The organism is Candidatus Arsenophonus nilaparvatae, from assembly GCF_045346035.1.
In the GTDB taxonomy this organism is placed as follows: domain Bacteria; phylum Pseudomonadota; class Gammaproteobacteria; order Enterobacterales; family Enterobacteriaceae; genus Arsenophonus; species Arsenophonus nilaparvatae.
In genome coordinates, this window is sequence record NZ_CP158507.1 from 2,744,189 (window position 1) to 2,769,684 (window position 25,496).

General features: G+C 42.1%; 16 protein-coding genes, 6 tRNA genes, 2 rRNA genes and 2 other annotated features (1 of these 26 cut by a window edge). Of the genes, 4 read left to right on the forward strand and 20 right to left on the reverse strand.

Annotated features, from left to right (window positions below; all coding sequences use genetic code 11):
- The first annotated feature begins 2 nt into the window (after positions 1-2).
- From thiS to thiH, 3 genes are read left to right on the forward strand one after another with little or no spacing between them, the layout of a single operon-like run.
- Positions 3-203: a sulfur carrier protein ThiS gene (gene thiS / locus WH390_RS12750; protein WP_032116426.1), complete on the forward strand. Its 201-nt coding sequence runs from the start codon at positions 3-5 to the stop codon at positions 201-203.
- A 3-nt stretch (positions 204-206) separates the two neighbouring features.
- Positions 207-977 carry a thiazole synthase gene (locus tag WH390_RS12755; RefSeq protein WP_032116425.1) on the forward strand — a complete coding sequence of 257 codons (771 nt, stop codon included), beginning with the start codon at positions 207-209 and terminating at the stop codon, positions 975-977.
- Positions 974-2,095: a 2-iminoacetate synthase ThiH gene (gene thiH / locus WH390_RS12760; protein WP_238565706.1), complete on the forward strand. Its 1,122-nt coding sequence runs from the start codon at positions 974-976 to the stop codon at positions 2,093-2,095. Before WH390_RS12755 ends, thiH begins: the two co-directional genes overlap by 4 nt.
- Before the next feature lie 143 nt (positions 2,096-2,238).
- Here the strand turns inward: thiH and WH390_RS12765 are convergent, their stop codons facing one another.
- The 14 genes from WH390_RS12765 to WH390_RS12830 form a co-directional block, all read right to left on the reverse strand.
- Entirely contained in the window at positions 2,239-3,573 is a 1,335-nt protein-coding gene (locus WH390_RS12765) for a polysaccharide deacetylase family protein (protein ID WP_072012876.1), read from the reverse strand.
- 73 nt (positions 3,574-3,646) lie between these two features.
- Positions 3,647-7,873: a DNA-directed RNA polymerase subunit beta' gene (gene rpoC, locus WH390_RS12770; RefSeq protein WP_032116423.1), complete on the reverse strand. Its 4,227-nt coding sequence runs from the start codon at positions 7,871-7,873 to the stop codon at positions 3,647-3,649.
- A gap of 115 nt (positions 7,874-7,988) precedes the next feature.
- On the reverse strand, positions 7,989-12,017 hold the full coding sequence (rpoB, locus tag WH390_RS12775) for a DNA-directed RNA polymerase subunit beta (RefSeq protein ID WP_032116422.1): 4,029 nt from the start codon (positions 12,015-12,017) through the stop codon (positions 7,989-7,991).
- Between the two features lie 345 nt (positions 12,018-12,362).
- Positions 12,363-12,734 (reverse strand): 50S ribosomal protein L7/L12, encoded by a 372-nt coding sequence (gene rplL, locus WH390_RS12780; RefSeq protein WP_032116421.1) that lies wholly within the window; start codon positions 12,732-12,734, stop codon positions 12,363-12,365.
- Positions 12,735-12,795: 61 nt separating this feature from the next.
- Positions 12,796-13,293, reverse strand: coding sequence for a 50S ribosomal protein L10 (rplJ, locus tag WH390_RS12785; protein ID WP_032116420.1), 498 nt, complete (start codon positions 13,291-13,293; stop codon positions 12,796-12,798).
- A 305-nt stretch (positions 13,294-13,598) separates the two neighbouring features.
- Positions 13,599-14,300: a 50S ribosomal protein L1 gene (gene rplA / locus WH390_RS12790; protein WP_032116419.1), complete on the reverse strand. Its 702-nt coding sequence runs from the start codon at positions 14,298-14,300 to the stop codon at positions 13,599-13,601.
- A gap of 3 nt (positions 14,301-14,303) precedes the next feature.
- The gene (gene rplK / locus WH390_RS12795) at positions 14,304-14,732 is read right to left on the reverse strand and encodes a 50S ribosomal protein L11 (RefSeq protein ID WP_032116418.1); all 429 of its coding nucleotides are present in this window, start codon (positions 14,730-14,732) and stop codon (positions 14,304-14,306) included.
- Positions 14,733-14,875: 143 nt separating this feature from the next.
- Entirely contained in the window at positions 14,876-15,421 is a 546-nt protein-coding gene (gene nusG, locus WH390_RS12800; protein ID WP_032116417.1) for a transcription termination/antitermination protein NusG, read from the reverse strand.
- Between the two features lies 1 nt (position 15,422).
- On the reverse strand, positions 15,423-15,806 hold the full coding sequence (gene secE / locus WH390_RS12805; protein ID WP_032116416.1) for a preprotein translocase subunit SecE: 384 nt from the start codon (positions 15,804-15,806) through the stop codon (positions 15,423-15,425).
- A 280-nt stretch (positions 15,807-16,086) separates the two neighbouring features.
- Entirely contained in the window at positions 16,087-17,271 is a 1,185-nt protein-coding gene (gene tuf, locus WH390_RS12810; RefSeq protein WP_032116381.1) for an elongation factor Tu, read from the reverse strand.
- A gap of 128 nt (positions 17,272-17,399) precedes the next feature.
- A tRNA-Thr gene (locus tag WH390_RS12815) sits at positions 17,400-17,475 on the reverse strand.
- A 6-nt stretch (positions 17,476-17,481) separates the two neighbouring features.
- A tRNA-Gly gene (locus WH390_RS12820) sits at positions 17,482-17,556 on the reverse strand.
- Between the two features lie 98 nt (positions 17,557-17,654).
- Positions 17,655-17,739 (reverse strand) — tRNA-Tyr (locus WH390_RS12825).
- Positions 17,740-17,763: 24 nt separating this feature from the next.
- Positions 17,764-17,839 (reverse strand) — tRNA-Thr (locus WH390_RS12830).
- 397 nt (positions 17,840-18,236) lie between these two features.
- Between WH390_RS12830 and coaA the strand changes: the two genes are divergently transcribed.
- Positions 18,237-19,190: a type I pantothenate kinase gene (gene coaA, locus WH390_RS12835; protein ID WP_032116415.1), complete on the forward strand. Its 954-nt coding sequence runs from the start codon at positions 18,237-18,239 to the stop codon at positions 19,188-19,190.
- A gap of 41 nt (positions 19,191-19,231) precedes the next feature.
- On the opposite strand, the gene birA is transcribed toward coaA, so the two are convergent.
- The 6 genes from birA to WH390_RS12865 form a co-directional block, all read right to left on the reverse strand.
- Positions 19,232-20,194: a bifunctional biotin--[acetyl-CoA-carboxylase] ligase/biotin operon repressor BirA gene (birA, locus tag WH390_RS12840; protein ID WP_032116414.1), complete on the reverse strand. Its 963-nt coding sequence runs from the start codon at positions 20,192-20,194 to the stop codon at positions 19,232-19,234.
- On the reverse strand, positions 20,191-21,231 hold the full coding sequence (gene murB / locus WH390_RS12845) for a UDP-N-acetylmuramate dehydrogenase (protein WP_032116413.1): 1,041 nt from the start codon (positions 21,229-21,231) through the stop codon (positions 20,191-20,193). The genes birA and murB overlap by 4 nt, the downstream gene beginning before the upstream one ends.
- 135 nt (positions 21,232-21,366) lie before the next feature.
- Positions 21,367-21,482 (reverse strand): 5S ribosomal RNA (gene rrf, locus WH390_RS12850).
- 154 nt (positions 21,483-21,636) lie between these two features.
- Positions 21,637-24,540, reverse strand: a 23S ribosomal RNA gene (locus WH390_RS12855).
- Between the two features lie 338 nt (positions 24,541-24,878).
- A tRNA-Ala gene (locus tag WH390_RS12860) sits at positions 24,879-24,954 on the reverse strand.
- A 67-nt stretch (positions 24,955-25,021) separates the two neighbouring features.
- Positions 25,022-25,098 (reverse strand) — tRNA-Ile (locus tag WH390_RS12865).
- A gap of 79 nt (positions 25,099-25,177) precedes the next feature.
- Positions 25,178-25,310: a sequence feature (16S ribosomal RNA rRNA prediction is too short), on the reverse strand.
- 18 nt (positions 25,311-25,328) lie between these two features.
- Positions 25,329-25,496 (reverse strand) — a sequence feature (16S ribosomal RNA rRNA prediction is too short) (it continues 247 nt past the right edge of the window).

Sequence of the window (25,496 nt, forward strand, 5' to 3'; positions counted from 1 at the left end):
ATATGCACATTATGCTAAATGATCGACTGATCGAACTTAATAGTGCGATCACAATCAGCCAATTATTTGATCATCTGAAACTTAACGCATCAGGTATTGCAATAGCAATTAATCAGATCATTATTCCCCGTGAAGATTGGAACCATCACTATATTAACCACCAAGATAAGATCCTGCTATTCCAGGCCATTGCCGGAGGCTAATTTATGTTAAAAATTGCTGATACTGTTTTTCAATCACGTTTATTTATTGGTAGCGGAAAATTCGCTAATTCATCATTGATGACCCAAGCTATACAAGCTTCTGGCAGTCAGTTAGTCACCATGGCGATGAAGAGGCTTGATTTAATAAATAAAAATGATGATATTTTAGCGCCATTACAAAAAATCGGCGTCAAATTATTACCTAATACTTCTGGTGCTAAAAATGCCCAAGAAGCTCTATTTGCCGCTCGTCTAGCGCGTGAAGCCTTAGCCACAAACTGGATAAAACTTGAGATCCACCCCGATACAAAATACTTATTACCCGATCCGATTGAGACGTTAAAAGCGGCTGAACTATTGGTAAAAGAAGGTTTTATTGTTTTACCTTATTGTAGTGCCGATCCTGTCTTGTGTCGGCGTTTAGAGGAGGTAGGTTGCGCTGCTGTGATGCCGCTTGGCGCACCTATCGGTACCAATAAAGGATTAATTACCTACGATTTTCTACAAATTATTATTGAACAAGCCTCGATCCCAGTTGTTGTCGATGCAGGGCTCGGAGCACCCAGTCATGCATTAGCCGCTTTGGAGATGGGAGCCGATGCTGTACTGGTAAATACCGCCATTGCCGTTGCTAATGATCCTGTTGCAATGGCTCACGCTTTTCGCATTGCCACTGAAGCAGGTGAGATAGTACAAGCGGCTGGACTCGCGGCGCAGCAGCATCAAGCGGCATCCACTAGCCCTTTAACTCAATTCCTCGAGGCATTTCAATAATGACGGCTTTTACTGAAATTTATCAGCAACTTGATTGGCAGCAACTAGCGATACAAATTAATAGCAAATCGGCTCAAGAGGTTGAAAAAGCGATTTGCTCAGACAGACCGTCCCTGAATGATTTTATGGCTCTCATTTCACCCGCTGCTTATCCCTATCTGGAAGTTATTGCTCAAAAAGCGCAAAAATTAACCCGCCAGCGCTTTGGCAATACTGTTGGTCTTTATGTACCGCTCTACCTGTCTAACCTATGTGCTAATAATTGTACTTATTGTGGTTTTTCCATGCACAACCCAATCAAACGAAAAACACTTCACGAAACAGAAATTATTGCAGAATGCGAAGCGCTACGTTCCATTGGATATAATAATCTCTTGCTGGTAACCGGTGAACATCCAAGCAAAGTGGGGATGAATTATTTTCGCCAATATATTCCATTAATTAAAAAATATTTCAGTACGCTATTGATGGAGGTTCAGCCATTAACAATTACAGAATATAGTGAACTGAAAGAAATTGGCTTAGATGGTGTACTGGTTTACCAGGAAACTTATCATCAACCAACTTATCAGCAGCACCATTTACGGGGGAAAAAACAAGATTTTTTTTGGCGTCTAGAAACACCGGATCGCCTTGGCCAGGCCGGTATTGATAAAATCGGCTTAGGTGCACTAATCGGATTATCCGATAATTGGCGAGTTGACTATTATCTCGTCGCAAATCATCTATCTTATCTGCAAAAAAAATATTGGAAAAGCCGTTACTCTATTTCTTTCCCCCGAATACGCGCTTGTATAGGGGGTATTCAGCCAGCATCAACCATCCACGAAGCAGAATTAATTCAATTAATTTGCGCTTTCCGTTTATTGGCACCCGAAGTTGAGCTTTCATTATCAACCCGTGAATCTCCTTTTTTCCGTGATAATATTATTCCACTGGTTATCAATACCCTTAGCGCTGGTTCAAAAACTCAACCCGGTGGTTATGCTGATAATCATCAAGCACTGGAGCAATTTACTGTCTATGATAATCGCAGCGCTGAAACCATGGCTAAGGTTATTATTAATGCTGGACTCCAACCCGTCTGGAAAGATTGGGATCACCATTTAGGCCGTTAATAAAACACCACCTTAATCGGTGGTGATAGCGGGTCTACTCAATCACATGGTTAATTTTTAATTCCTTTTTTTCTAGCAACTAAATAGAATAAAAATTTGCCTAGCTATGATCTTACCTATAGTAGTACCTACATAATAAGTCTTTATTGATCAACAATAATGTCTTTATTAATAATTTGTTGCTCGCCATTGCCCACCATTTGGGCAAATCTTTCCATTGGATCATTCCGCAAGGCATATAATCGTTTCAATGCATACGGATTATCACCCAGTTTCACTTTACCTTGAATAGTCGTCAGTGCCAACATCATTCCAGCAGCTTTTGCCGCATCCATGACCTGTCCATTATAGGCACCAAAAGGATATGCCAAGTAACGTTGAAAGGGATTAAATGGCGCTAATACACGACGAGAATGGGCAAAATCAAGTTTTACTGTACGATAAGATCGGCTAAAAATAATCGGTTGATTTTTATTATCTAATCTATGCAGAAAATGGGAATGAGATTGAATATCAAAGACATCGCGACTGTTTTTCAACTCATGTCTACTCATAAATTGTAAACCATTCGGATCCCATTTTTGATCATGAAATTTAATCCGCGAGGAGATAACAAAAAGCGTTGCCAGCTGCGCATGCGCTTTCAAGATTGGATAAGCATAGCGATAAACCGATTTTAAGCCATCATCAAAAGTTATACTGACTACCTTACCTGGTAAATTAATTTTTTTCTTTAAATAACCATCAACTTCATCCAAGGTAATTGTCTGATAACCCGCTTGTTTTAAGTAATCCATTTGAGCTTTAAAAGCTGTTACCGAAGTAGTTGTTGAAATATGGCGAAATAATTTATTTTCATTATCAGGAAGTAAATGATGATAGGTGAGAATTGGGATCCCTTTATCTAATGAAACATCTTGACCATCAATAAAAGCCAGTCTACCACCAAGATCAATAATAAACCAAGAGCTCATGGATGATGAGTCAAACTCAATTTTCTTCGCTATTCGACTTAGTACTGGATAACGCAAATTGGCGGACAGAAAAACAATAACCGTGCTTTTCTCATCTGCATTTTCATAGATAGGCGTTTTTTCAGTGGTCACTAAATAGTCATAAACTGGCTGATCTAATTGTTTTAAAGTATCAGCCGGAAACTGATTTTTTTTTGCCTCAAAAGCTTGTTGCTGAGTAATATAGCCAACACTATTACCAAAATGAAAACGGTAAAAATTATTTTTCGCCGGTTGCATAAGTAAAACCGAATTTTTCAATAACCAACCAGCTGGCCGTATTTTTCCTCCCACTACCGCATAAATCACACTATCCTGGCTAACTTTCATTGGTTTGTTGAGATCAACATCAAGACGTTTTTCTAACAATGGAACCATGCTGTTTTCCGCATAAAGTGGAAAACTGAGAAAAAAAGAAATAAAAATACTCAATATATATAAAGTAATAAAACGACAGCGTGTCATTATTTAATTTTCTCCATAATATAGCTATAAAAATGCCCTCGTTATGAGGGCATTTTTTACAGATCAAGCTGCATTACTCATGGTCTCGGTTACCAAAACCCGCATTTAGCAATTCTGCCAAATTAGCCGTTGCCTCATCAGCGCTAACTTGTGATGATTCAACAGGTTCATTAACCATATGACGACGACGCATCCGATCTTGATGATATGCATAGCCTGTACCGGCAGGAATTAGACGGCCAACAATGACGTTCTCCTTCAAACCACGAAGTTCATCACGTTTTCCAGCCACCGCAGCTTCGGTAAGCACACGTGTTGTTTCCTGGAATGACGCTGCTGAGATAAAGGACTCTGTCGCCAGAGACGCTTTGGTAATACCTAGCAGATCACGACTGAAGGTAGCAGGCACTTTTCCATCTTGCTCTAATTTACGATTCGCTACTTTAACGCGTGCATACTCTACTTGTTCACCTTCCAAGAATTCAGAGCTACCAGCATCAACAATTGTGACTTTACGTAACATCTGACGAACGATAACTTCAATATGCTTATCGTTAATTTTAACGCCTTGTAGACGATAAACTTCCTGGACTTCATTGGTGATATAACGAGCAACAGCATGCTCTCCACGCAAACGTAAAATATCATGCGGTGATTCCGGGCCATCAGAAATCACATCACCACGCTCAACTCGCTCACCTTCAAAGACATTAAGCTGACGCCATTTAGGTATCATTTCTTCGTATGCATCATCACCATCTATCGGTGTGATAACTAGGCGACGCTTACCTTTAGTTTCCTTACCAAAAGAAATAATACCGCTAATTTCAGCCAAAATAGCCGGCTCTTTTGGTCGACGTGCTTCGAATAGATCAGCAACCCGTGGTAAACCACCAGTAATATCCTTAGTACCGCCCGATTCTTGTGGAATACGAGCTAAGGTATCACCAATATTAATTGTTGCACCATCATCCAATTGAACAATCGCTTTACCAGGCAAGAAATATTGCGCTGGCATATCAGTACCCGGAATTAATACATCATTGCCTTTCGCATCAGCAACACGCAATGCAGGACGCAAATCTTTACTACCCGCAGTACGCTCAGCTGTATCGAGCACAACAATTGATGATAAACCCGTTAGTTCATCTGTCTGACGTATAATAGATTGTCCATCTGCCATATCAGAGAAACGAATAATACCCGCAACTTCACTGATAACCGGCATAGTATGTGGATCCCAGTTAGCAACGGTTTCACCACCATTAACGCCATCACCATCACCTTTATTCAGGTGTGCACCGTAAGGAACTTTATAGCTTTCTTTGGTTCGACCAAATTCATCTACCACTCGCAATTCTGTATTACGAGAAGTGATAACCAAGTGACTTTCGGAATTTGTTACAAACTTAGCATTAACTAGTTTGATATTACCTTTGTTACGTACCTGAATACTCGATTCCGCAGCAGCACGTGATGCCGCACCACCAATATGGAATGTACGCATTGTCAACTGTGTGCCAGGCTCACCGATTGATTGAGCAGCAATAACACCAACAGCTTCACCTTTATTAATGATATGACCCCGCGCTAAATCACGTCCATAACATTTCGCACAAACACCGAAGTCAGTTTCACAACTTACAACAGAGCGTACTTTTACGCTATCAACAGAGTTAGCTTCCAGTTCATCACACCATTTTTCACTTAATAAGGCGTTACGTGGTATTAAAATGTCCGCTGTACCAGGTACTAATATATCTTCCGCGGTGACTCGACCCAAGACACGTTCGCGTAAAGGTTCTTTAACGTCACCACCTTCAATAACTGGTGTCATTAAAATACCGTCGTGGGTACCACAATCATCCTCAGTGACAACCAGATCTTGTGCAACATCAACTAAACGACGGGTTAAATAACCTGAGTTTGCTGTCTTCAAGGCGGTATCGGCTAGACCTTTACGTGCACCATGAGTTGAAATGAAGTATTGTAATACGTTCAAACCTTCACGGAAGTTAGCGGTGATCGGTGTCTCGATAATTGAACCATCCGGCTTCGCCATCAAACCACGCATACCCGCTAACTGACGGATCTGTGCGGCAGAACCACGTGCTCCAGAGTCAGCCATCATAAAGATGCTGTTAAACGAAACTTGTTGTTCGTCTTGACCATCACGGTTAACAACGGTTTCTGTGGATAAATTCTCCATCATCGCTTTTGCGACACGCTCATTAGCCGCAGCCCAAATGTCAATAACTTTGTTATAACGTTCGCCCGCAGTAACCAGACCTGATTGGAACTGTTCTTGAATTTCAGCAACCTCAGCTTCAGCTTCAGCAATAATACTGGCTTTCTTCTCCGGTATTACCATATCATCAATACCAACAGAAGCACCAGAACGAGCTGCATAAGCAAAACCGGTGTACATGATCTGGTCGGCAAAGATAACGGTTGGTTTTAAACCTAAAACACGGTAACAAGTATTAAGCATTTTAGAAATTGCTTTTTTACCCAACGGCTGATTAACCAATGAGTACGGCAGGCCTTTAGGTACAATCATCCATAAGATAGCGCGACCAATTGTGGTATCAACTAACTGAGTTGCAACCTCAACATTACCTTCACCATCACGGACTTCTTCTGTAATACGGACTTTAACGCGAGCATGTAATGATGCTAAGCCTGCACGGTAAACCCGCTCAGCTTCTTTCGGGCCAGACAATACCATGCCTTCACCTTCAGCATTTACACAATCACGTGTCATATAGTACAAACCAAGTACCACGTCTTGAGAAGGTACTATGATAGGTTCACCACTGGCTGGCGACAAAATATTATTTGTCGACATCATTAAGGCACGCGCTTCTAACTGCGCTTCTAAAGTTAACGGGACGTGAACAGCCATCTGGTCACCGTCAAAGTCAGCGTTATAAGCAGCACACACAAGTGGGTGTAATTGGATTGCTTTACCTTCAATCAAAATAGGCTCAAACGCCTGAATACCAAGACGATGCAGCGTTGGAGCACGGTTTAGCATCACCGGATGTTCACGAATCACTTCATCGAGAATATCCCAGACGACAGCTTCTTCACGCTCAACCATCTTCTTGGCTGCTTTGATCGTTGTCGCTAATCCACGTAATTCCAATTTACCATAAATAAATGGCTTAAATAATTCTAATGCCATTCTCTTCGGCAAACCACATTGGTGCAGACGAAGATAAGGACCAACCGTGATAACAGAACGACCTGAGTAATCAACACGCTTACCCAGTAAGTTCTGACGGAAACGGCCTTGCTTACCTTTGATCATATCGGCCAAAGATTTCAGCGGACGTTTATTCGAACCAGTAATCGCACGTCCACGACGTCCATTATCCAGCAGTGCATCAACCGCTTCTTGTAGCATTCGTTTTTCATTACGTACAATGATATCAGGCGCAGCCAAATCCAATAGACGCTTTAAACGATTGTTACGGTTAATAACGCGACGATATAAATCATTTAAATCAGAAGTTGCAAAGCGACCACCATCTAGCGGAACAAGCGGACGCAAATCCGGCGGTAATACCGGTAGTACATTCAGGATCATCCACTCAGGCTTATTACCAGACTGAATAAACGCTTCTAGCAGTTTGATACGCTTAGTCAATTTCTTCCGCTTAGTTTCAGAGTTAGTTGTATTTAACTCTTCACGTAGCACTTCACACTCTTGCTCCAAATCGAGATTTTTTAGCAAAGATTGGATAGCTTCTGCACCCATTTTAGCGTCAAATTCATCACCAAACTCTTCCAAAGCATCAAGATATTGCTCTTCAGTCAAGATTTGTCCACGCTCTAAGCTTGTCATACCCCCTTCGACCACAACATAAGATTCGAAGTAGAGTACCCGCTCAATATCACGCAAAGGCATATCAAGTAACAAACCAATACGTGACGGTAATGATTTTAAAAACCAGATATGTGCTGTCGGTGAAGCCAACTCAATATGACCCATACGTTCACGACGCACTTTAGTCTGAGTAACCTCAACACCACATTTCTCACAAATCACACCTCGGTGTTTTAATCGTTTATATTTACCACACAAACATTCATAATCTTTAACTGGCCCGAAAATACGTGCACAGAAAAGACCATCACGCTCAGGTTTGAACGTACGGTAGTTAATAGTTTCTGGCTTTTTCACTTCACCAAATGACCATGAACGGATCATATCTGGAGAGGCCAGAGCAATCTTGATCGCATCAAACTCTTCTGTTTTAGTCTGTGCTTTCAGAAACTTTAATAAGTCTTTCACGGAATGGCTCCTGTCGGAGTTAAACCTGCGAGGAAGCGGTTTTACCCACTTCCTCCTAAACCCAGTGTAACAATTTATAAAGCTTAGTCGCGACTAAGCTTTACAACATCACTTATTACTCGTCTTCCAGTTCGATGTTAATACCCAGCGAACGGATCTCTTTCAATAATACATTGAAAGACTCCGGCATCCCTGGTTCCATCTGATGGTTGCCGTCTACGATGTTTTTATACATCTTAGTACGTCCGTTCACATCATCGGATTTAACGGTAAGCATTTCTTGCAAGGTGTAAGCGGCGCCATATGCTTCCAGAGCCCAAACTTCCATCTCACCAAAACGCTGACCACCAAACTGTGCTTTACCACCCAACGGTTGTTGAGTAACCAGACTATAGGAGCCTGTTGAACGTGCATGCATTTTATCATCAACAAGATGATTCAGTTTTAGCATATACATATAGCCAACTGTCACCTGACGTTCAAATTTCTCGCCTGTACGACCATCATACAATGTAATCTGACCGGAAGTCGGCAACTCAGCTAAAGTCAATAGTTCTTTGATTTCCTTTTCTTTTGCACCATCAAAGACCGGTGTCGCAATTGGCATACCTTTCTTCAAATTATGTGCTAACCGCAGAACTTGTTCATCAGAAAAGGTACTGAGATCAACTTTTTGACGAGGATCATCTCCTAAGTCATAAGCTTTCTGAATAAATTCTCTCAATTTGGCTACTTCACGCTGTTGTTTCAGCATGGCATTGATTTTATCACCAATACCTTTAGCAGCCATCCCCAAATGGGTTTCCAGAATTTGACCAATATTCATACGTGATGGTACGCCCAGTGGGTTCAAAACGATATCAACAGGGTTACCACTTTCATCGTAAGGCATGTCTTCAACAGGGTTTATTTTTGAAATAACACCTTTGTTACCATGCCGGCCGGCCATTTTATCGCCCGGTTGGATTTGGCGTTTTACTGCCAAATAAACTTTAACGATTTTCAATACGCCTGGCGCTAAATCATCACCTTGAGTGATCTTACGACGTTTAGCCTCTAGCTTCTTCTCAAATTCAGCTTTCAGCTCATCATACTGCTCAGCTAATTGCTCTAGCTGGTTTTGTTTTTCTTCATCCTTTAAGGATAATTCTAACCAACGTTCACGCGGTAATTTATCCAGTTTTTCACCTTCAATACCGCCATTAGTTAGTACTGCTCGGATACGGGCAAATAGACCTGCTTCAAAGATACGCAACTCTTCAGTTAAGTCTTTCTTCGCATCACGAAGCTGCATTTCTTCGATTTCTAACGCACGTTTATCTTTCTCTACGCCATCACGGGTAAAGACTTGTACATCAATAACCGTTCCTGATACCCCATTTGGTACCCGCAGTGAAGAATCTTTAACATCAGAAGCTTTTTCACCAAAAATGGCGCGCAACAATTTCTCTTCTGGCGTTAATTGCGTTTCACCTTTCGGTGTTACCTTACCAACCAGAATGTCGCCGCCCGTTACTTCAGCACCGATATAAACAATACCTGATTCATCCAATTTGGATAATGCAGCTTCACCTACGTTAGGAATATCTGCCGTAATCTCTTCTGGCCCTAACTTAGTATCACGCGATACACAAGCTAATTCCTGAATATGAATGGTGGTGAAACGATCTTCCTGTACCACTCGTTCAGATACCAAAATAGAATCTTCAAAGTTGTAACCATTCCAGGGCATGAACGCCACGCGCATATTTTGACCAAGCGCCAATTCACCTAAATCAGTCGATGGTCCATCAGCCAAAACATCACCGCGTTCAATCGGTTCACCGAGCGAAACACATGGCATTTGATTAATACAAGTGTTCTGATTAGAACGCGTATATTTAGTCAGATTATAGATATCAATGCCAGCTTCACCAGGATACATTTCATCTTCATTAACTTTGATAACAATACGTGAAGCGTCAACATACTGAACGGTACCACCACGTTTAGCTACCGCTGTTACCCCAGAGTCAACAGCAACAGCACGCTCCATACCCGTTCCAACCAATGGTTTATCTGAGCGTAACGTCGGTACCGCCTGACGTTGCATGTTCGCGCCCATCAATGCACGGTTTGCGTCATCATGCTCAAGGAATGGAATTAATGAAGCTCCAACAGAAACAACCTGCTGGGTTGAAACGTCCATATATTCCACTTGATCTTGGCTGAATAAACTGGATTCACCTTTATTACGGCAAGTGATTAATTCTTCAACAAACCGACCATCATCATCTAAAACAGTATTCGCCTGAGCAATGATGTAGTTACCTTCTTCAATCGCTGACAAATAATGAATTTCATCAGTAACGATACCATCTCGTACCAAACGATAAGGCGTTTCCAAAAAACCATACTCATTGGTTTGTGCATAGACAGACAATGAGTTAATCAAACCGATATTTGGTCCTTCAGGTGTTTCAATTGGACATACACGTCCGTAGTGCGTTGGATGTACGTCACGAACTTCAAAGCCAGCTCGTTCACGTGTTAATCCACCTGGCCCTAATGCTGAAATACGACGTTTATGTGTGATTTCAGACAGTGGGTTATTCTGATCCATAAACTGCGATAATTGGCTGGAACCAAAAAACTCTTTAACCGCAGCAGAAATAGGCTTCGCGTTAATCATGTCCTGAGGCATTAATGCATCTAAATCACCTAATGATAAACGCTCTTTAACCGCACGCTCAACTCGCACTAAACCAACTCGGAACTGATTTTCAGCCATTTCGCCAACCGAACGAATACGACGGTTACCTAAATGGTCAATATCATCAACTTCACCTTTACCGTTACGAATACCAATGAGTTTTTTCATCACATCAATGATATCTTGTTTACTTAAGATGCTTGAGCCTTCAATTGCTTCACGATCTAGTGAGCGATTAAATTTCATGCGCCCTACAGCGGAAAGATCATAACGTTCTTCAGAAAAGAATAAGTTCTCAAACAGATTTTCTGCCGCTTCGCGAGTAGGTGGCTCGCCTGGACGCATCATACGGTAAATTTCAACTAATGCACTTAAACGATCATTTGTTGGATCAGTACGCAATGTTTCTGAAATATACGCACCATGATCTAAGTCATTAGTAAATAAGGTCTCAATGGTTTTATGACCGCCTTGACTTAGACGTGCCAACATATCCAGAGAAAGCTCTGTATTAGCTGTACAGATTAATTCGCCGGTACTTTCATCAATGTAATCTTTAGCTACCACTTTACCAGCAATATACTCAACAGGTACTTCAATGCTGCTGACTTGGTCTTTTTCTAGCTGACGAATGTGACGTCCAGTAATACGGCGGCCCTTTTCAATATAGACTTTACCGTTGGCTTCAATATCAAAAGAAGCCGTTTCACCACGCAAACGTTCAGGTATCAACGTCATCAACAGTTTATTATCACTGATTTGGAAAATCGTTTTCTCAAAAAAGAGATTGAGGATTTCTCCGGTACCATAATCCATCGCACGTAGAATAATGGTCGCCGGTAATTTACGACGGCGATCAATACGAACGAAAAGATTATCTTTAGGATCAAATTCAAAATCTAACCATGAACCACGGTAAGGAATAATGCGTGCATTATATAATACCTTACCTGAAGAATGGGTTTTACCTTTATCACTATCAAAAAATACACCAGGGCTGCGATGTAATTGAGAGACAATAACACGCTCTGTACCATTGATAATAAAAGTACCATTATCTGTCATGAGTGGAATTTCACCCATGTAAACTTCTTGCTCTTTTATATCCTTTACTGTGCCTTCTGGTGCTTCACGCTCGTAAATAACAAGGCGTAGCTTAACCCGTAAAGGAGCAGAATAAGTGACACCACGGATCTGACATTCTTTAACATCAAATACAGGTTCACCAAGACGATAGCTAACATATTGCAATTCAGCATTGCCACTATAGCTTTGAATTGGAAATACAGAACGGAATGCTGCTTCCAGCCCATTCTGACCTTCTAAATCTTGCTCGATAAATTTAGCGAACGAGTCAAGTTGGATAGATAAAAGATAAGGAACATCCAAAACTTGCGGACGTTTGCCAAAATCCTTACGAATACGTTTTTTCTCGGTATAGGAGTAAACCATAGGGTTCCTCAGCTTGCTGATCAGTGGCCCACTCTGTCCGTCCTAAAGGACAGCATCTGCAACACTATTTTTTGGAACGGAAAACAGATTATTTTCCATAATACTTATTGCTATTACTCTTAAATCATTTCATTGCATTATATAACTACCAAGCTTTAATTGTCAGAGTCATAAACGCAGTATATTAAGTCGTCAATAGCAAAAAGCATTGAAAGGATCACTCAGTAACTAAACAGTGTGAAATATTACTGATACCCTAATACACTTTATAGCGCAAAAAGGCTGGTGACTAAAAAATCACCAGCCGTCAGCCTATAAAATTAGGCTGCCAACTTAAAGCAAAGCTTATTTAACTTCAACAGAAGCACCCGCGTCTTCCAGCGATTTCTTCAATGTTTCAGATTCGTCTTTGCTTACTGCTTCTTTAATTGTTGCTGGCGCTGATTCTACCATTTCTTTAGCTTCTTTTAGTCCTAAGCCAGTTGCTGTACGAACAGCTTTAATAACCGCAACTTTGTTAGCACCAATAGCAGACAAGATAACATCAAATTCAGTTTTTTCTTCAACTGCTTCAGCTGCACCTGGTGCAGCAACTGCGACTGCTGCCGCAGCAGAAACGCCAAACTTCTCTTCCATCATAGTGATCAGTGCAACAACGTCCATTACAGACATTTCTGCAACTGCATCAAGAATTTGTTCTTTAGTTATTACAGACATAACAAGGGTTCCTAAAATTCAGAAATATTTTATACGTTAAAAAGCAACAACGGAAATAGCTTTAAGCAGCTTCTTTCTGATCGCGTAGTGCCGCCAGAGTTCGAACCAATTTACCTGCAGAGGCTTCTTTCATGGTTGACATCAGACGCGCAATTGCTTCTTCGTAAGTTGGAAGAGTTGCCAAACGATCGATTTGATTCGCTGGGATAAGCTCTCCTTCAAAGGCTGCTGCTTTAATCTCGAATGCTGGATTCGCTTTCGCGAATTCTTTAAACAAACGAGCTGCTGCGCCCGGATGTTCATTAGAAAAAGCAATCAAGGTTGGACCAATAAACGCTTCTTTGAGGCACTCATAAGCAGTACCTTCAACAACACGGCGCATCAACGTATTACGAACAACACGCAGATAAACACCTGCTTCGCGACCTGCTTTACGCAGTTCAGTCATTTTATCTACAGCTACACCACGAGAATCCGCGACAACTGCAGACAGCGCACCTTTGGCTACTTCGCTGACTTCAGCAACAATCGCTTGTTTGTCTTGAAGATTTAGTGCCATTAGCTTCTTGCTCCTGGATTAACCGGGTTACCCCGGGACTCACATCACTCAAAACATCCCATATGTTTGAGCGTTAAATACGGTGAGCAGAATCCAGAAATTAATCTTAGTGGCTCTGTCACCGTCTACGTAGGATATTAAGTAATCACTTACACCTACGGTCTTGGACGGGGCCTGGATAAGGCCAGGCACCAACCTAAATTCAGCGTTTGCTATTTTCTGTTTAAAATAGAAATAGCAAACATAAGGCGCCAAATTCTATACAAATTTAACACAAAGGTAAAGCTAAAAATGATACTCAAAAATTATGCTGACGCAGATAATCCTGCTTGATCAACAGCAACTCCTGCTCCCATCGTAGTAGATAGGCTAATTTTCTTAATATAAACACCTTTAGCAGAAGAGGGTTTTGCTTTTTTCAACGCAACCAATAGTGCTTCAAGGTTTTCTTTTAATTTACTATCGTCAAAATCAACTTTACCGATAGTGGTATGAATGATACCGTTTTTATCATTACGATAACGGATCTGACCAGCTTTGGCATTTTGAACCGCTTCAGCGATATTAGGCGTTACTGTACCAACTTTAGGATTTGGCATTAAGCCACGAGGTCCTAAAATCTGACCTAACTGGCCAACAATGCGCATTGCGTCTGGCGAAGCAATAACAACATCAAAGTCCATTTCACCCTTTTTAATTTTATCAGCCAGTTCTTCCATACCAACTAATTCAGCTCCAGCAGCTGTTGCAGCTTCAGCATTTGCTCCTTGAGTAAATACCGCAACACGAACAGAACGACCGGTACCATGCGGCAAAACAGTTGCCCCACGAACATTTTGATCAGATTTACGTGCATCAATACCAAGATTAACTGCAACGTCAACGCTTTCTACAAATTTAGCCGTCGCTAATTCTTTCAAGAGTGTAATTGCTTCAGTAATATCATATTGTTTAGTTGCATCAATCTTTTCACGGATATTGCGCATACGCTTGGTTAGTTTAGCCATTGATTAACCCTCCACCACCAAGCCCATGGAACGAGCAGTACCTTCAATTGAACGCATCATCGCTTCAATATCAGCCCCTGTCATATCCGCAGCTTTAGTTTCAGCAATTTCACGAATTTGTGCGCTGGTTACTTTACCAACTTTCTCTTTATTTGGTGTACCTGAACCTGATTTAACACCTGCTGCTTTTTTCAGTAATACGGCGGCAGGTGGTGTCTTGGTTATAAATGTAAATGAACGGTCTGAATAGACAGTAATTACAACTGGAATTGGCAAGCCTTTTTCTAAGCTATCTGTCTTAGCATTAAACGCTTTACAAAATTCCATGATATTCACACCTTGCTGACCCAAAGCTGGACCAACAGGAGGACTAGGATTAGCCATGCCTGCTGCAACTTGCAGCTTAACATAGGCTTGTACTTTCTTAGCCATGCATATTTCCTCTAATTGGGTAATGTCGCTTCAATTATGAAGCTCCCCTGTGTATATAATGACCTGTGCAATTTTCAGACTATAAAAAATAAAAGCGCGAAATTGTAGCTAAATTTCCCGCCTTTAGCAAGTTGCCAAGTGTATTACACTTTTTCTACTTGACTAAAATCTAATTCTACCGGTGTTGCACGACCGAAAATAGAAACCGATACTTTAAGACGGCTCTTTTCATAATCAACTTCTTCAACCACACCGTTGAAATCTGCAAATGGACCATCACTAACACGAACCATTTCTCCTGGCTCAAACAGTGTTTTGGGTCGCAGCTTATCCCCTACTTGCTGCAAGCGATTCATAATCGCATCAACTTCTTTATCGCTAATAGGAGCTGGGCGATCTGGTGTACCACCAATAAAACCCATAACACGTGGTACACTGCGCACTAAATGCCAGCTAGCATCATCCATAGTCATTTGAACTAAAACATATCCTGGAAAGAATTTTCGTTCACTTTTACGACGTTGGCCACTTCGAATTTCCATAACTTCTTCGGTTGGCACCATCACTTCACCAAACTTATCTTCCATATCATGCAACTTGATATGTTCACGCAATGACTGGGCAACTCTAGCTTCAAAACCAGAAAATGCTTGAATAACATACCAGCGTTTTTTAGGGGATTCAGACATCTTAGAACCTCAGGCCTGTAATAAATGAAACTAAACGCACCAGTATACCATCTAATCCCCAAAGAATTAGTGCCATAACGGCAGTAACTGCCGCAACAATTAATGTTGTCTGTAATGTTTCCTGGCGCGTTGGCCAAATGACTTTACGCATTTCAATACGAGCTTCGCGAGCAAATACTAAAGTTGCTTTTCCTTTTGCTGTCCACAATGCAATGCCACCAGCAAGCGCGGCAATAGCAACAACTGCTATGACACGTAATGCAAGATTGTATTGTCGGAAATAATAATTACCAACAATAGCAATAACTAAAAGAATCGCGACTAATACCCATTTTGCTACATCAAAACTACGTCCGCTTTCTTGAGCATCGCTATTCACACTCATAAATCAACCCGCTACTATGATATAATAAAAAGTCAATTTGCCTCGTAAAACAATTCAAATTTGACCGAAATAAAACATACCACTATTGTATCTCACTTTACGCCATAAACCAGTATGACATTCAACTATTGAGAGACATCCAATAATTCTTTAATCAGAGCCTATCTCACCAATAATTAAACTACCATATAAACTATTGATGAGATAGGTTCTTAAATTATCCAAGCTAGTATAAAAAAGGCATCAGATGATGCCCTTTTTACAATTATTGCTCTAAAGATTAAGCAATAATTTTAGCAACGACACCGGCACCGACTGTACGGCCACCTTCACGGATCGCAAAACGCAATCCTTCATCCATCGCGATTGGCGCTATCAACGTCACTTTCATGTTGATATTATCACCTGGCATTACCATCTCTACGCCTTCTGGCAACTCGATTGTGCCCGTTACATCCGTCGTTCTAAAATAAAACTGTGGACGGTAACCTTTAAAGAATGGCGTGTGGCGACCGCCCTCATCTTTGCTCAAAATATATACTTCTGATTCAAATTGAGTATGCGGATTAATTGAACCTGGTTTTGCTAATACTTGACCACGCTCTACATCTTCACGCTTGGTACCACGTAATAATACACCTACGTTCTCACCTGCACGACCTTCGTCCAGCAGTTTGCGGAACATTTCTACGCCCGTACACGTCGTTTTGGTCGTCTCTTTAATTCCGACGATTTCAACTTCTTCACCAACCTTAACTACACCACGCTCTACACGGCCTGTTACTACGGTTCCACGGCCTGAGATTGAAAATACGTCTTCGATTGGCAACAAGAACGGTTTATCTATCGCACGCTCTGGCTCTGGGATGTAGTCATCTAATGCTTTCGCTAACTCTAGAATTTTCTCTTCCCACTCAGCAACGCCTTCCAACGCCTTCAACGCTGAACCTTTGATTACCGGCGTGTCGTCTCCTGGGAAATCATACTGAGAAAGAAGCTCACGCACTTCCATTTCAACCAATTCCAGCAGCTCTTCATCATCTACCATATCACATTTGTTCAGGAAAACGATGATGTAAGGAACTCCTACCTGGCGACCTAATAGGATATGCTCACGTGTTTGTGGCATTGGACCATCTGTTGCCGCAACCACTAAAATCGCGCCGTCCATTTGTGCCGCACCGGTGATCATGTTTTTTACATAATCTGCGTGGCCTGGGCAATCAACGTGGGCATAATGGCGGGTTGGCGTATCATATTCTACGTGAGAGGTAGAAATTGTGATACCGCGCGCTTTTTCTTCCGGTGCATTATCAATTTGATCAAATGCACGTGCACTACCGCCATAAGTTTTCGCTAATACGGTGGTGATTGCTGCAGTTAAAGTTGTTTTACCATGGTCAACGTGGCCGATTGTACCAACGTTAACGTGCGGTTTTTTACGTTCAAATTTTTCTTTAGACATTAGATTGTCCCTCTAAGACACGGAATCGGTGGTTACACCACATTAACCAAGCAGTAAAAGTCATATACTCGTTGCTTGTTTTTTCGCAGGAAAAAAATCAGGGAACAATTAAGAACACATTCTAGGAGTGGTGCTGATAGGCAGATTCGAACTGCCGACCTCACCCTTACCAAGGGTGTGCTCTACCAACTGAGCTATATCAGCACATCTTGGAGCGGGCAGCGGGAATCGAACCCGCATCATCAGCTTGGAAGGCTGAGGTAATAGCCATTATACGATGCCCGCGATGAACTCGGCTACCTGACTTTAATCAGCTGCAAATTTTATCTTAAGTATTTTGCATCGAGGTAGCATTTTAAGCTGAACACTTAAGATGAAACTTATGGTGGTGGGAGAAGGATTCGAACCTTCGAAGTCTGTGACGGCAGATTTACAGTCTGCTCCCTTTGGCCGCTCGGGAATCCCACCTTTTACTTATATCCAAATTTTTAATGGTGCCGGCACCAAGAGTCGAACTCGGGACCTACTGATTACAAGTCAGTTGCTCTACCAACTGAGCTATGCCGGCATCAGGTGCTGCGCATTCTAGGTAGAGAACGAGCATGTTGCAACAAAAAAATTAAAATATTTGTTCTTTTGCTTATAAAACACTCACTTTAACCTTTTTTGCTGCTTTTTTCTATAGTAAATGTTTAAATACTCAACAGTATAAATTTTTTATTTACTATTTACTCTAGTGAAAAATGACATCAAATTTTTCTCACTAATAAAAACGTATCGTAAAACATACAATATTATTTCATTGCTAAAAATAAAAAACGGATGAATTGTGATCAATTATTTAATTAATACAAAAAAAACAGAAAAAACTCTACGCCTAAAGATATTCAATCGTTATTATGCAATCTATTTTTTTATTGGTTATGAATGATTATGACAACCTGTACACAGGTAAATGTTGACTTATGAAACAACAACAAAACTTTTCAATAACACCTTATTTAGAATTTGACCGTGAACATTGGGCAACATTACGTGATTCTGTTCCACTAGAGCTACTAACGGATAAAGAGCTGCTGGAACTGAAGGGTATCAATGATGAAATTTCAATGGATGAAGTAAATAAAATTTATCTTCCTATTTCACGGCTACTTAATTTCTATATCAGTTCAAATTTACGTAGACAAACAGTTTTACAACAATTCTTAGGTACTAATGGTACTAAAGTACCTTATGTTATCGGTATTGCAGGCAGTGTTGCAGTTGGTAAAAGTACCACAGCTCGCCTATTACAAACTTTATTAAGTCGGTGGCCCGAGCATCGTAAAGTTGATCTTATTACAACAGATGGTTTCTTATACCCAAATCAGATTTTAAACGAACGTGGAATAATGAAGAAAAAAGGATTTCCGCAATCCTATGATATGCATCGTTTAGTAAAATTTGTTTCTGATATAAAATCTGGAGTCAAACAGGTTACCGCTCCGGTATACTCCCATTTTACTTATGATATCGTTCCCGATAAAAAGCAAGTGATTGAGCAGCCTGATATTCTTATTTTGGAAGGTTTAAACGTTTTGCAAAGCGGAATGGATTATCCGCATGCTCCCCATCATGTTTTTGTATCTGACTTTGTCGATTTTTCAATTTATGTTGATGCTCCGGAAAATTTATTGAAAAAATGGTATATCAGTCGATTTTTGAAATTTTGCCAAGGCGCTTTTTCCGACCCTCACGCCTATTTCTACCATTATTCTAAATTAGAGCAAGAAGAAGCAATCAATACAGCTAAAACAATATGGGAAGAAATTAATAAAATAAATTTGGAAGAGAATATAATACCAACCAAAGAAAGAGCCAGTTTGATCATGACTAAAGGCTCTAATCATTCAATTACAAATGTTAGATTAAGAAAATAATTTCAAACATTGAGTCGATGATTAGCTTCGACTCAATTGTTCTAATTATCTGGCCGTAATGAAATTTCACCACCTATATAAGAAACAATTTCACCATTTTGTTCTAACAAAATTGCGCCGTGTTCATTAATACCTTTCACGATACCGATTTCAAGGTGATCACCAATATGTAATCTTACTTTTTTATGTAAAAAATTATCCAACGCCAGCCAACGCTTAATAAAAGGAACAAGACCATATTTCTCAAATTGCACTAATTCATGACGTAATGCCATAATGATCTGACCTGCGATCACATTTCTTTCTATTTGAATACCAGCCTGCTCAAGATTAATCCATCCTTGATTAATATTTGTTTCATAATTACGACTCATTGCAATATTAAGCCCAATACCAATCACAATATGTGCCGCATCGCCAGTTTTACCTACCATTTCAATTAAAATACCTGCAAGCTTTTTTTCATTAAGATAAAGATCATTAGGCCATTTAACTTTTATATTACTACCGCTCAATTTATTAAGGGTCTCAGCTATCACAATCCCCGCAACCAAGCTTAGACCCATGGCAGCAGCCGGCCCTTGGTCTAAATGCCAGTACAATGATAAATAAAGATTACAGCCGAAAGGAGAAGCCCAATATCGACCACGCCTCCCTCTACCGGCTGTTTGATATTCTGCAACACAAGCATCACCAGAACTTAATTGATCAATGCGCTCAAGTAGATATTGATTGGTAGAATTAATAACCGGTTTTACTATTATATTTCCGCGTCTCACTAAACCATAAATTCGCTCGTAGTCTAATAAATCCATTTTTCTAGTAAGTTGGTAACCCTTACTAGTAATAGTATTAACCTCAATACCCCATTTACGTAGTGTGTGAATGTGTTTATTAATACCAGCTCGCGTCATGCCAAGTAATTCACCCAACTGCTCGCCTGAATGTATACTACCATCAGAAAGTATTTTGATGAGTTTTAAAGGAATAGTTACATCTTTCATGAAATAGCATCCATAGCATTTACTTCACCATATTTACCAATAAAACGCACTTCTGGTTCTAGTGTAATAGCAAATTTCTCTATAATCTTTTTTCGGATATAACGGGCTAAATCTACAATATCTTCTCCAGTCGCATTATTTTTATTAATTAAAATCAATGCTTGCTCCTTATGTACTGCCGCGCCACCACATTGATAACCCTTTAGATCACATTGATCAATGAGCCATCCAGCAGCAAGCTTTACTGTACCATCAATTTGAGGATATTCTGGACATCGAGGATAATGGGCCTTTATTTCATTTGCCGCCATACTAGAAATAACGGGATTTTTAAAAAAACTACCCGCATTTCCTACCAAAAATGGATCAGGTAACTTACTTTGCCGGATTTTACAAACAGCGTCAAAGATAGTTTCCGCTGTCACTGTTTGTGCTGCTAAGGAAGTCAAACCAGCATAGGTTAATCTGGGTTGCCATAGCTTGTTAAGCTTCAGACCAACTGCAACAATAGCAAAATTTTCACGATATTTATGCTTAAAAATACTATCCCGATAACCAAATTGACATTCAGCGGCATCCAAACGATATTGTTGACCATTATTTAGATTAACAATATCGACATAATGACATGCATCTTTAAATTCCATACCATAAGCACCGATATTTTGTATAGGCGCAGCCCCTACAGATCCAGGAATTAACGCCATATTTTCTAATCCATAGATGCCATTTTTTATAAGTGTTTCAACCAATTGATGCCAATTATTTCCTGCGCCAACATGAATAAACCATTCCTTAGCTGATTCAGTTATTTCTAACGCCATAATTCGATTTAAAATAACCAGGCCATCAAAGTCACTAATGAAGAGAACATTACTCCCGCCGCCCAATAATAAAATAGGCCACCCTTTTAGTCGTGCATTTTTCCATAACATAAGCAACTCTTCTACTGAAGTAGCCGAGTATATTGCTTTTGCCTTAGCATCAAGACTAAAAGTATTATATTTTTTTAATTCATTATGATTATCAGAATGCATATATCAAAACTCAATTAATATATAGTAATTATATAGTCTATTAATGTAGATATATAGAGAATAGATAAGAGTTACAAAATCAAACAATAAAACGTCAAAAAGCCACCCAAAGGTGGCTTTCTTAACATAATCAAAGTCTGGCAGCTCCCTACTCTCACATGGGGAGACCCCACACTACCATCGGCGCTACGGCATTTCACTTCTGAGTTCGGCATGGGGTCAGGTGGGACCACCGCGCTATTACCGCCAGACAAATTCTTTTCTATTTATCCCGTCTCATTTCGCTGCCTTACAGGCTGCTCACCTACCTCAGTAGCAAACACACCTCGGCCTTCAGCAAAATTCGACCAGATTCAATCTCAAAACAAGCTAAAATTCTCTCTCCAAAAACACCTTCGGTGTTGTCAGGTTAAGCCTCTCGGGTCATTAGTACTGGTTAGCTCAACGTATCGCTACGCTTACACACCCAGCCTATCTACGTCCTCGTCTCGAACACCCCTTATAGGACATTACTGTCAGGGAAGACTCATCTTGAGGCAAGTTTCCCGCTTAGATGCTTTCAGCGGTTATCTCTTCCGCACTTAGCTACCAGGCGATGCCATTGGCATGACAACCTGTACACCAGTGGTGCGTCCACTCCGGTCCTCTCGTACTAGGAGCAGCCCCCCTCAATCTTCCTTCGCCCACGACAGATAGGGACCGAACTGTCTCACGACGTTCTAAACCCAGCTCGCGTACCACTTTAAATGGCGAACAGCCATACCCTTGGGACCTACTTCAGCCCCAGGATGTGATGAGCCGACATCGAGGTGCCAAACACCGCCGTCGATATGAACTCTTGGGCGGTATCAGCCTGTTATCCCCGGAGTACCTTTTATCCGTTGAGCGATGGCCCTTCCATTCAGAACCACCGGATCACTAAGACCTACTTTCGTACCTGCTCGCGCCGTCACGCTCGCAGTCAAGCTGGCTTATGCCTTTGCACTAACCTCACGATGTCCGACCGTGATTAGCCAACCTTCGTGCTCCTCCGTTACACTTTGGGAGGAGACCGCCCCAGTCAAACTACCCACCAGACACTGTCCTCAGCCCGGATTACGGGCCCAAGTTAGAACATCAAACATTAAAGGGTGGTATTTCAACGTTGGCTCCATGCAGACTGGCGTCCACACTTCAAAGCCTCCCACCTATCCTACACATCAAGGCTCAATGTTCAGTGTCAAGCTATAGTAAAGGTTCACGGGGTCTTTCCGTCTTGCCGCGGGTACACTGCATCTTCACAGCGAGTTCAATTTCACTGAGTCTCGGGTGGAGACAGCCTGGCCATCATTACGCCATTCGTGCAGGTCGGAACTTACCCGACAAGGAATTTCGCTACCTTAGGACCGTTATAGTTACGGCCGCCGTTTACTGGGGCTTCGATCAAGAGCTTCGCCTTACGGCTTACCCCATCAATTAACCTTCCAGCACCGGGCAGGCGTCACACCGTATACGTCCACTTTCGTGTTTGCACAGTGCTGTGTTTTTAATAAACAGTTGCAGCCAGCTGGTATCTTCGACTGGCTTCAGCTCCGGATGCTAGACCCTTCACCTAATGCCAGCGTGCCTTCTCCCGAAGTTACGGCACCATTTTGCCTAGTTCCTTCACCCGAGTTCTCTCAAGCGCCTGAGTATTCTCTACCTAACCACCTGTGTCGGTTTGGGGTACGATTAATGATTACCTATCGCTTAGAGGCTTTTCCTGGAAGCTGGGCATCAACTACTTCACCACCTTGGTGGCTCGTCATCACGTCTCAGTGTTGTAGCAGTGCGGATTTGCCTGCACTACCCACCTACTCGCTTAAACCGGGACAACCGTCGCCCGGATAGCCTAGCCTTCTCCGTCCCCCCTTCGCAGTAACCCTTAGTACGGGAATATTAACCCGTTTCCCATCGACTACGCTTTTCAGCCTCGCCTTAGGGGTCGACTTACCCTGCCCCGATTAACGTTGGACAGGAAACCTTGGTCTTTCGGCGAGCGGGTTTTTCACCCGCTTTATCGTTACTTATGTCAGCATTCGCACTTCTGATACCTCCAGCAGACCTCTCAGTCCACCTTCTACGGCTTACAGAACGCTCCCCTACCCAACAACATCTAAATGTCGCTGCCGCAGCTTCGGTGCATGGTTTAGCCCCGTTACATCTTCCGCGCAGGCCGACTCGACCAGTGAGCTATTACGCTTTCTTTAAATGATGGCTGCTTCTAAGCCAACATCCTGGCTGTCTAAGCCTTCCCACTTCGTTTCCCACTTAACCATGACTTTGGGACCTTAGCTGGCGGTCTGGGTTGTTTCCCTCTTCACGACGGACGTTAGCACCCGCCGTGTGTCTCCCGTGATAACATTCTTCGGTATTCGTAGTTTGCATCGGGTTGGTAAGTCGGGATGACCCCCTAGCCGAAACAGTGCTCTACCCCCGAAGATGAATTCACGAGGCGCTACCTAAATAGCTTTCGGGGAGAACCAGCTATCTCCCGGTTTGATTGGCCTTTCACCCCCAGCCACAAGTCATCCGCTAATTTTTCAACATTAGTCGGTTCGGTCCTTCAGTTAGTGTTACCCAACCTTCAACCTGCCCATGGCTAGATCACCGGGTTTCGGGTCTATACCCTGCAACTTAACGCCCAGTTAAGACTCGGTTTCCCTACGGCTCCCCTATGCGGTTAACCTTGCTACAGAATATAAGTCGCTGACCCATTATACAAAAGGTACGCAGTCACACCCTTTCGGGTGCTCCCACTGCTTGTACGTACACGGTTTCAGGTTCTATTTCACTCCCCTCGCCGGGGTTCTTTTCGCCTTTCCCTCACGGTACTGGTTCACTATCGGTCAGTCAGGAGTATTTAGCCTTGGAGGATGGTCCCCCCATATTCAGACAGGATAACACGTGTCCCGCCCTACTCTTCGAGTTCACAACACTTACCGTTTCAGATACGGGGCTATCACCCTTTATTGCCGGCCTTTCCAGACCCTTCTCCTGCGGTAAATATTGATGTTGACTCTGGGCTGCTCCCCGTTCGCTCGCCGCTACTGGGGGAATCTCGGTTGATTTCTTTTCCTCGGGGTACTGAGATGTTTCAGTTCCCCCGGTTCGCCTCGTTTGACTATGAATTCATCAAACGATAGTGCATTAATGCACTGGGTTTCCCCATTCGGACATCGCCGGCTAGTACGCTTCATATCAGCTTACCGACGCTTTTCGCAGATTAGCACGTCCTTCATCGCCTCTGACTGCCTAGGCATCCACCGTGTACGCTTCATTCGCTTAACCTCACAACCCGAAGGTGTCTCTTATCAAATAATAGAGAAGCGTCATGGCTGCGCCGTGCGAAATTTTTTGTTGTGCGGTGCTCGTCATGCTCACGTACTTATGTACGCTGCGCTGACTGCGCGCCTACGCCGCAAATTTCACCCTGCTCGCTCATGCTACTCGTCTGCCTATTTGAATAACACTTCAAATTGGAGTTTTGAGAGTTCTCCACACTATTTTTTCAATAATGTGTGTTTCAATTTTCAGCTTGTTCCAGATTGTTAAAGAGCATTATTATTCGCAGCATACTGTTGCCAGCCTGCTCTGAATAACTTTTTTTCTATTTTTATCTTGCAATATGGTGGAGCTAAGCGGGATCGAACCGCTGACCTCCTGCGTGCAAAGCAGGCGCTCTCCCAGCTGAGCTATAGCCCCATTAAGATTGTCGTATCATTACACCTTACTGCTAACCTTGCCTTTCAGCCACTTCCGTCAGCAATGTTGGTAGGCCTGAGTGGACTTGAACCACCGACCTCACCCTTATCAGGGGTGCGCTCTAACCACCTGAGCTACAAGCCTAATGATACCTTCTGCTCAATCTTCATCAGACAATCTGTGTGAACACTCACATTCCATCTATCTAGGTAAGGAGGTGATCCAACCGCAGGTTCCCCTACGGTTACCTTGTTACGACTTCACCCCAGTCATGAATCACAAAGTGGTAAGCGCCATCCAAAAGGTTAAGCTACCTACTTCTTTTGCAACCCACTCCCATGGTGTGACGGGCGGTGTGTACAAGGCCCGGGAACGTATTCACCGCGACATGCTGATCCGCGATTACTAGCGATTCCGACTTCATGGAGTCGAGTTGCAGACTCAATCCGGACTTCGACGTACTTTCTGAGTTCCGCTTCCCATCGCTGGCTCGCCTCTCTCTGTATACGCCATTGTAGCACGTGTGTAGCCCTACTCGTAAG

What these genes read in the sequence shown, in the direction of transcription:
- thiS (WP_032116426.1), top strand. Translation starts at nt 3, where the DNA reads ATGCACATTATGCTAAATGATCGACTGATCGAACTTAATAGTGCGATC.
- WH390_RS12755 (WP_032116425.1), top strand. Translation starts at nt 207, where the DNA reads ATGTTAAAAATTGCTGATACTGTTTTTCAATCACGTTTATTTATTGGT.
- WH390_RS12765 (WP_072012876.1), bottom strand. Translation starts at nt 3,573, where the DNA reads ATGACACGCTGTCGTTTTATTACTTTATATATATTGAGTATTTTTATT.
- rpoB (WP_032116422.1), bottom strand. Translation starts at nt 12,017, where the DNA reads ATGGTTTACTCCTATACCGAGAAAAAACGTATTCGTAAGGATTTTGGC.
- rplL (WP_032116421.1), bottom strand. Translation starts at nt 12,734, where the DNA reads ATGTCTGTAATAACTAAAGAACAAATTCTTGATGCAGTTGCAGAAATG.
- rplJ (WP_032116420.1), bottom strand. Translation starts at nt 13,293, where the DNA reads ATGGCACTAAATCTTCAAGACAAACAAGCGATTGTTGCTGAAGTCAGC.
- rplA (WP_032116419.1), bottom strand. Translation starts at nt 14,300, where the DNA reads ATGGCTAAACTAACCAAGCGTATGCGCAATATCCGTGAAAAGATTGAT.
- rplK (WP_032116418.1), bottom strand. Translation starts at nt 14,732, where the DNA reads ATGGCTAAGAAAGTACAAGCCTATGTTAAGCTGCAAGTTGCAGCAGGC.
- nusG (WP_032116417.1), bottom strand. Translation starts at nt 15,421, where the DNA reads ATGTCTGAATCCCCTAAAAAACGCTGGTATGTTATTCAAGCATTTTCT.
- secE (WP_032116416.1), bottom strand. Translation starts at nt 15,806, where the DNA reads ATGAGTGTGAATAGCGATGCTCAAGAAAGCGGACGTAGTTTTGATGTA.
- tuf (WP_032116381.1), bottom strand. Translation starts at nt 17,271, where the DNA reads ATGTCTAAAGAAAAATTTGAACGTAAAAAACCGCACGTTAACGTTGGT.
- coaA (WP_032116415.1), top strand. Translation starts at nt 18,237, where the DNA reads ATGAAACAACAACAAAACTTTTCAATAACACCTTATTTAGAATTTGAC.
- birA (WP_032116414.1), bottom strand. Translation starts at nt 20,194, where the DNA reads ATGAAAGATGTAACTATTCCTTTAAAACTCATCAAAATACTTTCTGAT.
- murB (WP_032116413.1), bottom strand. Translation starts at nt 21,231, where the DNA reads ATGCATTCTGATAATCATAATGAATTAAAAAAATATAATACTTTTAGT.